This window comes from Pseudomonas sp. EA_15y_Pfl1_P101, from assembly GCF_963970835.1.
Taxonomy (GTDB): domain Bacteria; phylum Pseudomonadota; class Gammaproteobacteria; order Pseudomonadales; family Pseudomonadaceae; genus Aquipseudomonas; species Aquipseudomonas tritici.
Map to the genome: position 1 here is coordinate 61,006 of NZ_CAXAPA010000019.1, position 14,186 is coordinate 75,191.

General features: G+C 63.7%; 1 protein-coding gene. It reads left to right on the forward strand.

The window, feature by feature from the left end; all coding sequences use genetic code 11:
• Positions 1-152: 152 nt before the first annotated feature.
• Positions 153-14,186 (forward strand): non-ribosomal peptide synthase/polyketide synthase, encoded by a 14,034-nt coding sequence (locus AACY36_RS24830; RefSeq protein WP_339497684.1) that lies wholly within the window; start codon positions 153-155, stop codon positions 14,184-14,186.

A 14,186-nucleotide genomic window follows, 5' to 3' on the forward strand; every position in this document is an offset into this window, starting at 1 on the left:
CTCGGGTTTGTGTGGTCTTCCTGAGATTGATGTAACCCCTGATGACACCTCGCGCCACGCCTTCCATCCCCCGCTAATTTTTCCCTCTCCGGTTCGTTTTATAGGGACGACGTGCCTTTGTGCTTCCTGCCTATTGCTCCGGACTCCAAGAAATGAATGCTGAAGACTCCTTGAAACTTGCTCGCCGGTTTATCGGGTTGCCCCTGGAAAAGCGCCAATTGTTCCTGCAGGCCTTGCAGAAAGAAGGCGTGGATTTTTCCCGGTTTCCGATTCCGGCAGGGGTGGAAGTGGAGGATCGCGAGGCGCTGTCCTACGCGCAGCAGCGCATGTGGTTTCTGTGGCAATTGGATCCTGCCGGTGGCGCCTACAACCTGCCTGGTGCGGTGCGTCTGACGGGTGCGTTGAGCCTGGGCGCACTGGAGCAGGCATTCGCCAGCCTGGTCGCGCGCCACGAAACATTGCGCACGGTGTTCCAGCGCCAGGCCGATGAGCGCCTGTTGCAGGTGGCGGCGCAAACGTCGTTAAGCGTCGAGCAGCTCGATCTGAGCAACCTGGCCCCCGCCGAGCGCGAACAGGCCGTCAACGAAGCGGCGACCCGTCAATCGCTGCTGCCGTTCGACCTGGAAAACGGCCCGTTGCTGCGCGTGCAATTGCTCAAGCTCGATGCGCAGGAACACGTATTGCTGTTGACCCTGCACCACATCGTTTCTGACGGCTGGTCGATGAACGTGCTGATCGATGAATTCATCCGCTGCTACGACGCCCATGAGCGTAATGAAACCCCGCAATTGCCGGCCTTGCCGATCCAGTACAGCGACTACGCCCTGTGGCAACGCCGCTGGCTGGAGGCCGGCGAACAGGCTCGCCAACTGGACTACTGGCAGGCGCGCCTGGGCGATGAGCATCCTGTGCTGGAACTGCCCGCGGACCGCCCACGCCCGGCCATGCCGAGCTACCAAGGCACGCGCTATAACTTCGCAATCGACCCGCAGTTGGCCACACAACTGCGCACTTGCGCGCAAAAACACAATGTCACCCTGTTCATGCTGTTGCTCGGCGCTTTTAACGTACTGCTGCATCGCTACACCGGGCAGGGCGATATCCGCGTTGGCGTGCCCATTGCCAACCGCAACCGCACTGAAGTCGAAGGGTTGATCGGCTTTTTCGTCAACACCCAGGTGCTGCGCACCGAACTGACCGGGCAAACCCGTATTGCCGAGCTGCTGCAAAGCATCAAGGAGCATGCCCTGGACGCCCAGGCCCATCAGGAGTTGCCGTTCGAGCGCCTGGTGGAAGCCCTCAAGGTCGAGCGCAGCCTGAGCCATACGCCGCTGTTCCAGGTGATGTACAACCACCAGCCGGTGGTGGCCGATATTGCCAGCGTCAGCACCGCTTCGGGTCTGGAGCTGGCAGTGGTGGAGTGGCAAGGCCGCACCACCCAGTTCGACCTGACCCTCGACACCTATGAGAAATCCGGCACCCTGCACGCCGCAATGACCTACGCCACCGACCTGTTCGACGCGCCGACCATCGAACGCATGGCCGGGCACTGGATCAGTCTGTTGCAAGCCATGGTGGCCGACGGTGAGCAGCGCATCGGTGAGTTGCCGATGCTGGCTTCGGATGAACGGCACGTGCGGGTCAACGTGTGGAACCAGACCGCCGAGGCATACCCGACCGAGCGCGGCATTCATCAACTGATCGAAGACCAGGCGCACGCCACACCCGATGCACCCGCGCTGGTGTTCGGTGCGACCACGCTGACCTACGCCCAGCTCGATACCCGCGCCAACCAATGGGCTCACGCCTTGCACGAGAAGGGGGTAGGCCCTGATGCGCTGGTGGGGATCTGCGTCGAGCGCTCGATCGAAATGGTGGTCGGCCTGCTCGCCATTCTCAAGGCCGGCGGCGCCTACGTCCCGCTGGACCCGGAATACCCCCGGGAACGCCTGGCCTACATGATCGAGGACAGCGGCATCCAGTTGCTGCTCAGTCAGCGCGACCTGTTGCCGTTGCTGCCAATCGAGGGCATCCAGGTGATTGCGCTGGACCAGCCTGCCGACTGGCTCGACGGTTACAGTCGCCAGTCGCCAAGCGTCGCTCTGCATGCGCTGAACCTGGCCTACGTGATCTACACCTCCGGCTCCACCGGCAAGCCCAAGGGCGCCGGCAACAGCCATCGAGCACTGGTCAACAGGCTGTGCTGGATGCAGCAGGCCTATGGCTTGGACGCCAGCGATGCGGTGCTGCAGAAAACCCCGTTCAGTTTCGACGTGTCGGTGTGGGAGTTCTTCTGGCCGTTGATGACCGGCGCGCGGCTGGTCGTCGCCGCGCCCGGTGAACACCGTGAGCCAGCGCGCCTGATCGAGACCATCGCGCAGCACCGCATCACCACCTTGCACTTCGTGCCATCGATGCTCCAGGCGTTTATCCATGAGCCGGGGGTGCAAGCCTGCAACAGCCTGCGACGCATCGTGTGCAGCGGTGAAGCCTTGCCGCTGGATGCGCAGTTGCAAGTGTTCGCCAAATTGCCCCAGGCCGGGTTGTTCAATCTCTACGGCCCGACCGAAGCGGCCATCGACGTTACCCACTGGACCTGCATCGACGAAGGCGCCGACAGCGTGCCTATCGGCCGGCCCATCGCCAACCTCGGCACCTATGTGCTCGACGCCCAGCTCAACCCTGTTCCCACTGGCGTCAGCGGCGAGCTGTACTTGGGCGGCACTGGCCTGGCGCGCAGTTACCATCGACGGCCGGCGCTCACCGCCGAGCGTTTTGTGCCGAGCCCCTTCGGTGAAGGCGCACGCCTTTACCGCACCGGCGACCGCGTGCGCCAGCGGGCCGACGGGGTAATCGAATACCTTGGCCGCCTCGATCACCAGGTCAAGTTGCGCGGCCTGCGGATCGAGCTGGGTGAAATCGAGGCGCGCCTTATGCAGCACCCATCGGTGCGTGAAGCCGTGGTGCTGGTGCAGGGCGCCAAGCAGTTGGTGGCCTATCTGGTGTTGGAAGGCGCAGCGCCGCGCGACCTCAAGGCCTGGTTGCTCAGCAGCCTGCCGGAATACATGGTGCCCACCCACATGGTGCCCCTGGACAAGTTGCCGGTGACTGCCAACGGCAAGCTTGACCGCAAAGCTTTGCCATTGCCGGACGCCACCCCACAGCAGGCCTATGTCGCGCCGGAAAATGAGCTGCAAAAAGCCTTGGCGGCGATCTGGAGTGATGTGCTCGGCACGCCGCAGATCGGCCTGGAAGACAACTTCTTCGAGCTGGGCGGCGATTCGATCATCTCCATCCAGGTAGTCAGCCGTGCGCGCCAGGCGGGTATTCGCCTCAGCCCGCGAGACCTGTTCCAGTACCAGAGCGTGCGCAGCCTGGCGCGGGTGGCCACCTTTGAGCAGGCGCCGGTCATCGACCAGGGGCCGGTCACCGGCGAGGTACTCCTCACACCCGTGCAACACAGCTTTTTCGAGCAGGCGATCCCGGCACGCCAGCACTGGAACCAGTCGTTGCTGCTGACCTCGCGAGAAGTGCTGGACCCCGTGCGCCTTGACGCCGCCTTGACCCGCCTGATCAATCACCACGACGCCCTGCGCCTGCGGTTTGTGCAGCAGGCAGACGGTTGGCGGCAAGCTCATGCCGAGCCGGTTACGAGCGCGTCACTGTGGCAGTCACAGGTCTCTGACGAGGCGCAGTTGGCCGCACTGTGCGATGAAGCTCAACGCAGTCTCGATCTTGGACAGGGCCCGCTGTTGCGCGCCGTCCTGGCAACGATGACCGACGGCACCCAGCGTCTGCTGCTGGTGGTGCATCACCTGGCAGTGGACGGCGTGTCGTGGCGCATCCTGCTCGAAGACCTGCAGCAGGCCTATCGCAACGCCGCGCTGCCGGCCAAGACCAGCGCCTACCAGCAGTGGGCGCAGCAGTTGCAGGCCCATGCGCAGACACTGGACGAGCAACTGCCGTACTGGCAGGCACAGACCGCGAGCGCCGATCTGCTCTGCGACAACCCTCAGGGCGGCCTGCAAAACCGCCTGGGCACCACACTCGAAATCCGCCTCAGCGCCGAACACACCCGCCAACTCCTGCAAGACGCCCCGGCGGCCTATCGCACCCAGGTCAACGACCTGCTGCTGACCGCCCTGGCACGCGTCATCAGCCGCTGGAGCGAGCAGCCTGCCGCGCTGATCCAGTTGGAAGGCCATGGTCGTGAAGACCTGTTCGACACGCTCGACCTGAGCCGCACCGTGGGTTGGTTCACCAGCCTGTTCCCGGTGCGCCTGCAGGCCGAGGGTGAGTTGTCGGCGGCGATCAAGTCGGTGAAGGAGCAACTGCGGGCCGTGCCGCACAAAGGTATCGGCTATGGCCTGCTGCGCTACCTCGGCGCACCCGCGGCGCGTGACGCTTTGTCGAATCAGGCGGCGCCGCGCATCACCTTCAACTACCTGGGTCAGTTCGACCGCCAGTTCAACGAGGCGGCGCTGTTCGTTCCGGCTGACCAGGGCAGCGGTCAGGCCCAGGACCCTGAGGCACCGCTGGCCAACTGGTTGACGGTGGAAGGGCAGGTGTACGGCGGTGAATTGGCCCTGCGGTGGGGGTTTAGTCGTGAGATGTTCGAGGTGGCGACTGTTCAGCGCCTGGCGGATGATTACGCGGCTGAACTCCAGGCCCTGATCGAACACTGCTGCACCACGCCCACGGGGCAGGTCACACCCTCGGACTTCCCGCTGGCGCGCCTGACCCAATTGCAACTCGACGGCTTGCCTATCGCGGAACCAGCCATTGCCGATGTCTACCCGTTGTCGCCCATGCAGCAGGGCATGTTGTTCCACACCTTGTACGAGCCCGAGGCAGAGGCTTATATCAACCAGTTGCGCCTGGATATCGAAGGCCTCGACCTGCTGGCGTTCGGCCGTGCCTGGCAAGCCGCGCTGGACCGTCATGACATCCTGCGCAGCAGCTTCCACTGGCTTGGCCTGGACAGTGCCCATCAAGTGATCCAGCGCCAGGTGGATGTGCAGTTGCACGTGATCGAAGACGTCGCCGCCGACGTTGACGCGCTTGCTGTCGCAGAGCGCGAGAAGGGTTTTGCGCTGAATGCGGCGCCGTTGTTTCGCTTGATGCTGGTGCGCGGTGCCGGCCGTGCCTGGCACCTGATCTTCACCAGCCACCACATCCTCATGGACGGTTGGAGTAACGCCCAGTTGCTCGGCGAAGTGATCGCCCATTACGCCGGGCATAACGTGCCGGCACCGCAAGGGCAGTTCCGCGATTACCTGGGCTGGTTGCAACAGCAAGCGTCGGGCGAGGCATTCTGGAAAGCCAGTCTGGCGCCGTTGCAGGCACCGACTTTGCTGGCGCAAGCCCTGCGTGTGCCGGCCGACGGCAAGGGCATGTCAGACCATCATGTGGTGCTGGACAGCGACTTTACCCGCGCCCTCGGCGAGTTTGCCCGCCATCAGAAAGTCACCCTCAACACGCTGCTGCAAGGGGCCTGGAGCCTGTTGCTGCAACGCTACACCGGCCAGGCGTGCGTGGCGTTCGGTGCTACCGTCGCCGGCCGCTCGGCGCCGTTGCCGGGGCTCGAACAGCAACTGGGCCTGTTCATCAATACGCTGCCCATTGTCAGCGCCGCCGCGCCGACCCAGGCGGTGGCCGACTGGCTGAGCGAGCTGCAAGCCCTCAACCTGAGCCTGCGCGACCACGAACATGTGCCGCTCTATGACATCCAGGGTTGGGCGGGCCAGCAGGGGGCGCTGTTCGACAGCTTGTTGGTGTTCGAGAACTTCCCGGTGGCGGACGTCTTGAAGCAGGGCGCGCCTGCCGGTCTGACGTTCGGTCGTCTGCATAACCATGAGCAGACCCATTATCCGCTGACTTTGGGCATTGAGCTGGGCAGTTGCCTGCGCCTGGAGTTCGGCTATGACCAGGCGCGCTTCAGCGCTCGGCAGGTCGCTCAATTAAGCCGCAACCTGCGTCACCTGCTGGTGCAGATGCTGGCTGATGCTCAGGCGCCCGTCGGCAGCCTGCGTCTGCTCGACCCAGCTGCACGGCGCGACATCCTTGCCCTGAGCCAGTCGCCTAGCGCGGCCCAGCGTCATCTGCGCGTGCACGAACGCATTGCTGCCCAGGCCGACGTCACACCCGACGCGCTGGCAGTGCAGGCGAGCGATACACGCCTGAGCTACGCCCAACTCAATGATCGCGCCAACCGTCTTGCCCATCGCCTGCTGGAACTGGGCGTTGGCCCAGGCCGGCGCGTCGGCCTGGCCGCACGACGTGGTCCACAGTTGATCGTCAGCCTGCTGGCGGTGCTCAAGAGCGGCGCCGCCTACGTGCCGCTGGACCCGAACTATCCTGGCGAACGCCTTGCCTACATGCTGACTGACAGCCGGCTCGACCTGCTGCTCAGCGAGACCGGGCTGCTGGCCGGCCTACCGTTGCCCCAAGGGCTGGTGCGCGAGGAGTTCACCGCGTCCGGCGAAGAACTGGCACGCTACCCGTCCACCAATCCCGCCAACCACGCCGCAGCCGCCGACCTGGCGTATGTGATCTACACCTCGGGCTCCACCGGGCTGCCCAAGGGCGTGGCCATCGACCATGCTGCCCTTGGCCAGTTCTGCGACAGCGCCGAGGTCTACAGCAGCTTGAGCGCGGCAGACCGCGTGCTGCAATTCGCCACGTTCAGCTTCGACGGCTTTGTCGAGCAATGTTACCCGCCGCTGTGCGTGGGCGCGGCGTTGATCATGCGTGGTGATGAGCTGTGGGACGCTGGGCAGTTGGCTCGAGAGATCGTGCAGCAGGGCGTAACCCTCGCGGACCTGCCGGCCGCCTACTGGTATTTGCTCGCCAAGGAGTGCTCCCTCGACCCGCGCCCCCTGGGCAACCTGCGCCAAGTGCACGTGGGCGGCGAGGCGATGTCAGTGGAAGGGCTGCGCGCCTGGTACGCGGCCGGTCTGGGCGACGTGCGCCTGGTCAACACCTACGGGCCCACCGAAGCGACCGTGGTGTCCAGTGTGCATGACTGCCAGTTGGCGGACGCCAGCGATGCGTTTGGTGTGCCGATTGGCCGGGCCATCGAAGGTCGCTCCTTGTATGTGCTGGACAGTGGTTTTGAATTGCTGGCCACCGAGGGTGTGGGCGAGTTGTGCATCGGCGCCCAATACGGTTTGGCCCAATGCTACTTCGACCGCCCGGCGCTGACTGCTGAGCGCTTCCTGCCAGACCCGTTCTCCGCCGTGCCTGGTGCGCGTCTCTACCGCAGCGGCGACCTGGCCCGTTACACCGAGGCGGGTGCGCTTGAGTACGTCGGACGCATCGATCATCAAGTGAAGGTCCGCGGTTTCCGGGTTGAAATGGGCGAGATCGAAGCCAGCCTGCAAGCCTTGCCGCAGCTGCGTGAAGCCGCCGTCATCGCGCAGTCGAGCGCGACAGGCACGCAATTGGTGGCCTACGTGGTACCCGTTAAAGGGCAAGCGTTGGAAGCGTCCGCATTGGCGAACAATTTGCGCCAGTCGTTGCCGGACTACATGGTGCCGGGGCATTGGGTCATCCTCGATGCGTTGCCGTTGAACAACAACGGTAAGCTGGACCGTCTTGCGCTGCCGACACCGGACCTGAATCAGGCACGCCAGGCCTACGTGGTGCCGCAAAATCCCCTGCAAATCCAATTGGCCGCCATCTGGCAGGCCGTGTTGCAGGTGGAGCAGGTAGGGCTCAACGACCACTTCTTCGAGCATGGCGGCCACTCGTTGCTGGCGACCCAGGTCATTTCCCGGGTGCGCCATGACCTGCAACTGGAAGTACCGCTGCGGGCCTTGTTCGAACAACCGACATTGGAGGCCTTCGCAGGCGTTTGCGCAGAGTTGCAGGCGACAACTGCGCTGCCGCTGGTGGCGGTGACGCGTGATCAGCCGCTGGCACTGTCGTTCGCACAGGAACGTCAATGGTTCCTTTGGCAACTGGACCCGACCAGCGCCGCCTACCACGTGCCGAGCGCGCTGCACCTGCGTGGGCGCTTGGACGTCGCGGCACTGGAGCAGGCGCTCCAGGCCCTGGTGCAGCGCCACGAACCGTTGCGCACTACCTTTGAGGAGGACGGTGAGCACACCTGGCAGGTGATTCACCCAAGCCTGCCGATGCCGATCGAACAACAACGGGTCGCCGCTTCGGCCATCGAGCACGCGGTGGCGCAGGAAATCCAGCGTCCCTTTGACCTGGTCGCTGGCCCGCTGATGCGCGTCAAATTGCTCCGAGTTGAGCCGGAGCACCATGTGCTGGTGATTACCCAGCACCACATCATTTCCGATGGTTGGTCGATGCAAGTAATGGTCGACGAGTTGGTGGCGCTCTATGCGGGGCAACCCCGGTTGCCTGGGTTGCCGATCCAGTATGCCGACTACGCGCAGTGGCAACGCGACTGGATGGCCGCCGGTGAAAAACAGCGTCAACTCGATTACTGGCGCATGCGCCTGGGGATGGAGCATCCGGTGCTTGAACTGCCGCTGGATCACCCGCGCCCGGCGGTGCAAAGCCACCGTGGCGCACGCAGGCAAGTGCATTTGGACAATGCGCTGGTGGCCGACCTCAAGGCCTTGGCCCTGCGCCAGGGTGTGACGTTGTTCGTGCTGCTGCTGGCGTCTTTCCAAGTGTTGCTGCATCGCTACAGCGGCCAGTCGCAGATCCGCGTGGGCGTACCGATCGCCAACCGCAATCGCTTGGAAACCGAGCGTCTGCTCGGCTTCTTCGTTAACACCCAGGTGTTGCAGGCTGACATGCACGGGCAGATGGCGTTTGATCAATTACTCGTCCAGGCCAGGCAGCGTGCCCTGGAGGCTCATGCCCATCAGGAACTGCCGTTCGAACAGTTGGTGGAAGCCCTGCAACCGCAGCGCAGCCTCGGTCACAATCCGTTGTTTCAGGTGATGTTCAACCATCAGGACAGCTTGCGGGCAGCCCCGGTGCAATTGCCTGGCCTGGCGTTGCAACCGGTGGATTGGTCGGGGCACAGCACCCAGTTCGACCTGAGCCTGGAGACCGAAGAATCCGCCGAAGGCTTGTGGGCATCTCTGACCTACGCCACCGACCTGTTTGACGCAGCAACTGTCGAGCGCCTGGCCGAACATTGGCAAAACCTATTGTGCGCCGTGGTGCGCGATGCGTCCCAGGCCGTTGATGAGCTGATGATGCTCAGTGCGCCGCAGTGGCAGCAGATGCTCGAAACCTGGAACGACACCGCCGTCGACTACCCCCGCGAGCGTTGTGTGCATCAGTTGTTCGAAGCCCGGGCCCTGGCACAACCACACGCCCTGGCGCTGCAATTCAATGGTCAAGCCCTGAGCTACGATGAACTCAACCGTCGCGCCAACCGCCTGGCCCATCGCTTGATCGCGGCGGGTGTGGGTCCGGACGTATTGGTGGCGGTGCATGTCGAGCGGTCTCTGGACATGGTGGTCGGCCTGCTGGCGACGCTCAAGGCAGGTGGCGCCTATGTGCCGCTTGATCCGCAATTCCCGACGGATCGCCTGGCTTTCATGCTCGAAGACAGCCGCGCACAGGTCCTGCTGACCCAGCCACACTTGATCGGTCACCTTGCGCACCGGCACGGTGTGCAGGTATTGATGGTCGACGCCGCCGACGCTGCCGAGCACAACCCGCAGGTCGAGGTCACACCGGAACACCTGGCCTATGTGATCTACACCTCCGGTTCCACCGGCAAGCCCAAGGGTGTGATGGTACGCCACTGGGCGCTGTGCAGCTTTACCTGCGGCATGGCCGATACTCTGGACTTCGGCATTGACGCACGAATGTTGTCACTGACCACCTTCTCGTTCGATATCTTCGCCTTGGAACTGTACGTGCCCCTGACGGTGGGTGCCACGGTACTGCTGAGCGGCCAGGAACTTGCCCTCGACCCGGAAGCAATCATCGACCTGGTGCACAGCCAGTCCGCCAACGTGCTGCAAGCGACGCCTTCGACCTGGCGCATGCTGATGGAAAGCCCGCGTGCCCGTTTGCTGCACGGTATCAAGAGCCTGTGCGGCGGTGAAGCGCTGCCGGCGGACCTGGCCCAGCGCATGCTCGACCTGCAAGGTCCGCTGTGGAACCTTTATGGTCCCACCGAGACCACCATCTGGTCGGCGGCCCATCGTCTGCACGACGCACAGCCTTTTGTCGGGCGACCTATCGCCAACACCACGTTCTTTATCCTCACTGCCGGGTTGACACCAAGCCCGGTGGGCGCTGCTGGTGAACTGCTGATCGGCGGTGTCGGCCTGGCCCGTGGTTACCACGAGCGCCCCGCGCTGACGGCCGAGCGCTTTGTGCCCAACCCGTATGGTGCGCCAGGGGAGCGCCTCTACCGTACTGGCGACCTGGCCCGCTACCGTGCAGATGGCGCGGTGGAATACATTGGCCGCGTCGACCATCAGGTCAAGGTGCGCGGGTTCCGCATTGAACTCGGCGAAATCGAAGCCTGCCTGCGCGAGCATGCCGGCGTGCGCGAAGCCGTGGTTCTGGCCGATAACGACCGCTTGATCGCTTACCTGGTCAGCTCGGTACCCGACACGGTAGAGGCCTACAAGGCGGCCCTGCGCGAGCGCCTGCCGGACTACATGCTGCCGGCGCACCTGGTGTTCCTCGACAGCCTGCCCCTGACCCCCAACGGCAAGCTCGACCGTAAGGCTTTGCCGGCAGTGGACGCTGCGCGTTTGAGCAAAGGCCATGTGGCGCCAGTCACACTGCGTGAACAGCAAGTCGCGGCGATCTGGGCCGAGGTGCTGGAGCTGCCGCAGGTCGGCCTTGACGATCACTTCTTCGAGCTCGGCGGGCATTCGCTGCTGGCCACCCGTGTTGTCTCGCGGGTTCGCCAGGTGCTGGCGCTGGAAGTGGCGCTCAAGACCCTGTTCGAACATCCGCGGTTGGAGGACTTCGTTCGGGCGCTGGGCGAGGAGGGCGTGGTTGCTCCTGCGTTGCTCAAGGCTGACCGCAGTCAACCGCTGCCGTTGTCCTATGCCCAGGAGCGCCAATGGTTCCTCTGGCAACTGGACCCGCAAAGCACGGCGTATCACATCCCCAGCGCATTACGTTTGAAAGGGCTGCTCGACCTGCCTGCTCTGCAATGCAGTTTTGACACCTTGCTGGCACGCCATGAAAGTCTGCGCACCCATGTGCGCCAGGACGCTGGCGGCGCGGTGCAGGTGATTGAAGACTCGGGCCTGATTGAGATCAGCCTGCTCGACACCGAGGAAGATGGCCTCAAGGCGCGGGTCGCAGAAGTGGTTGCGCAGCCATTCGACCTGCTGCGCGGGCCACTGCTGCGGGCCAAGTTGCTGCGTCTGGCTGTTGATGACCACGTACTGGTGCTGGTGCAGCACCATATCGTCTCCGATGGCTGGTCGATGCAATTGATGGTCGAGGAACTGGTCCATTTGTACGCTACCTTCAACCAGGGGCGGATGCCCGACTTGCCCGCCTTGCCGATCCAATACGTCGATTACGCCCTGTGGCAGCGCAACTGGATGGAGGCCGGTGAGAAGGCTCGTCAACTGGCGTACTGGCAGGCCCAACTGGGTGGCGTACAGCCGGTGCTGGAGCTGCCTTTCGACTACTTGCGTCCGGCGGTACAGAGCCAGCGTGGCGCACGCCTGGGCATCGAGCTGCACCCTGAGCTTCTGAGCGGCCTGCGTCAGTTGGCGCAGAACGCCGAGATCACCTTGCCGATGGTATTGCTGGCATCCTACCAGGCGTTGTTGCACCGCTACAGCGGCCAGGAAGACGTGCGCGTCGGCGTGCCGATAGCCAACCGCAATCGCCTGGAAACCGAAGGGCTGATCGGCTTTTTCGTCAACACCCAGGTGCTCAAGGCCGATATCCATGGGCAGATGAGCGTTGTGCAACTGTTGCAGCAAGTGCGCCAGCGTTCCCTGGAGGCCCAGGCCCATCAGGACTTGCCGTTCGAGCAATTGGTGGAAGCTTTGCAGCCTGAGCGCAGCATGAGCCTGAGCCCGCTGTTCCAGGTGCTGTTCAACCATCGTGTGACGTCAGCCAATAACCACCTGCAGCGCCTCACCGAACTGGATGTCGAGGTGCTGAGCTGGGATGAAGGCGTGGCGCAATTCGACCTGGCGCTGGATGTGGAGGAAAGCCAGGCGACGCTGCGTGCCTCCCTGAGCTACGCCACAGACCTGTTTGCCGCTGCCACGATTGAACGCATGGCCGGCCACTGGCAGAACCTCTTGCAGGCAATGGTTGCCGATCAACAGCAACCCATCAGCCAACTCAACCTGCTGGGCGAGGATGAGCAACAACACATCCTTCGGTTGTGGAACCAGACTGACGCCGGCTTCTCGGCCGAGCGGCTGGTGCACGAATTGGTAGCCGACCGCGCCCGGGAAACCCCGGATGCAGTCGCGGTGACGTTCGACACGCAAACCCTGAGCTACGGTGAATTGGACCGCCAGGCCAACCGCCTGGCCCATGCGCTGATCGCCCGTGGTGTCGGCCCGGAAGTGCGCGTGGCAATTGCCATGCCGCGCAGTGCCGAGATCATGGTGGCGTTCCTCGCGGTGATGAAAGCCGGTGGCGTGTACGTGCCACTGGATATCGAATACCCGCGTGACCGCCTGCTGTACATGATGCAGGACAGCCGTGCCCGGTTGCTGCTGACCCAAACCAGCGCCTTGCAGCAACTGCCGATTCCCGAGGGGCTTGACAGCCTGGCGATTGATCGCACCGAGGAGTGGGCGGGGTTCAGCGACACTGACCCTCAAGTGAAGCTGGATGGCGACAACCTGGCCTATGTGATCTACACCTCCGGCTCCACCGGCATGCCCAAGGGCGTGGCGGTGTCCCACGGTCCACTGGTAGCCCATATCATTGCCACCGGCGAGCGTTATGAAACCTCGCCCGCCGATTGCGAACTGCACTTCATGTCGTTCGCCTTCGACGGCTCCCACGAAGGCTGGATGCACCCGCTGATCAACGGCGCCAGTGTGTTGATCCGCGATGACAGCCTGTGGCTGCCGGAATACACCTACCAGCAAATGCACCGTCACAACGTGACCATGGCGGTGTTCCCGCCGGTGTACCTGCAACAGTTGGCCGAGCATGCCGAGCGTGACGGCAACCCACCGAAGGTGCGCGTGTACTGCTTCGGGGGTGATGCCGTTGCCCAAGCCAGCTACGACCTGGCCTGGCGCGCGCTCAAACCCACTTACCTGTTCAACGGCTACGGCCCGACGGAAACCGTGGTCACGCCGTTGCTGTGGAAAGCCCGCCGTGATGACCCATGCGGTGCCGTCTACGCACCGATCGGTACATTGCTGGGTAACCGCAGCGGCTATGTGCTGGACGCACACCTCAACCTGCAACCTATCGGCGTGGCCGGCGAGCTGTACCTGGGCGGCGAGGGCGTAGCGCGGGGTTATCTGGAGCGACCGGCGTTAACGGCTGAGCGCTTCGTGCCGGACCCATTCGGCAAGCCGGGCAGCCGTGTGTACCGCAGCGGTGACCTGACCCGTGGGCGTCCGGATGGCGTGGTGGACTACCTCGGCCGCGTCGACCATCAGGTGAAAATCCGTGGCTTCCGTATTGAACTGGGCGAAATCGAAGCGCGCCTGCGTGAGCAGGACAATGTCGGTGAAACCGTAGTGGTCGCCCAGGACGGCCCGACCGGCAAACACCTGGTGGCTTATGTGGTGCCGGCAGACGGCAACCTGGCCAACGAAACCGAGTTGCGCGACGTCCTGCGCCGCGCCCTGAAAACCCGTCTGCCGGACTACATGGTGCCGACGCATTTCATGTTCCTGGCGCAAATGCCGTTGACCCCCAACGGCAAGCTCGACCGCAAGGGCCTGCCCGAGCCGGATGCGAGCCTGTTGCAACAGGCCTATGTGGCCCCCGAAACCGAGCTGGAACAACAGATCGCCGCGATCTGGGCCGATGTCCTGCGCCTGCCGCAAGTGGGCCTGAACGACAACTTCTTCGAGGTGGGCGGCCATTCCCTGCTGGCGATTCAGATCACCTCGCGGGTCCAGGCCGAACTGGGCCTGGAAGTGCCCCTGGTAGAAGTGTTCCAGACCGAAACCCTGCGTGCCTACGTGCAGGCCGCTGCCACCTTCCGTGCCGGCAGCGCGGAAGACTTTGATGATCTTCGTGACTTTTTGAGCGAACTAGAGGCGATTTGA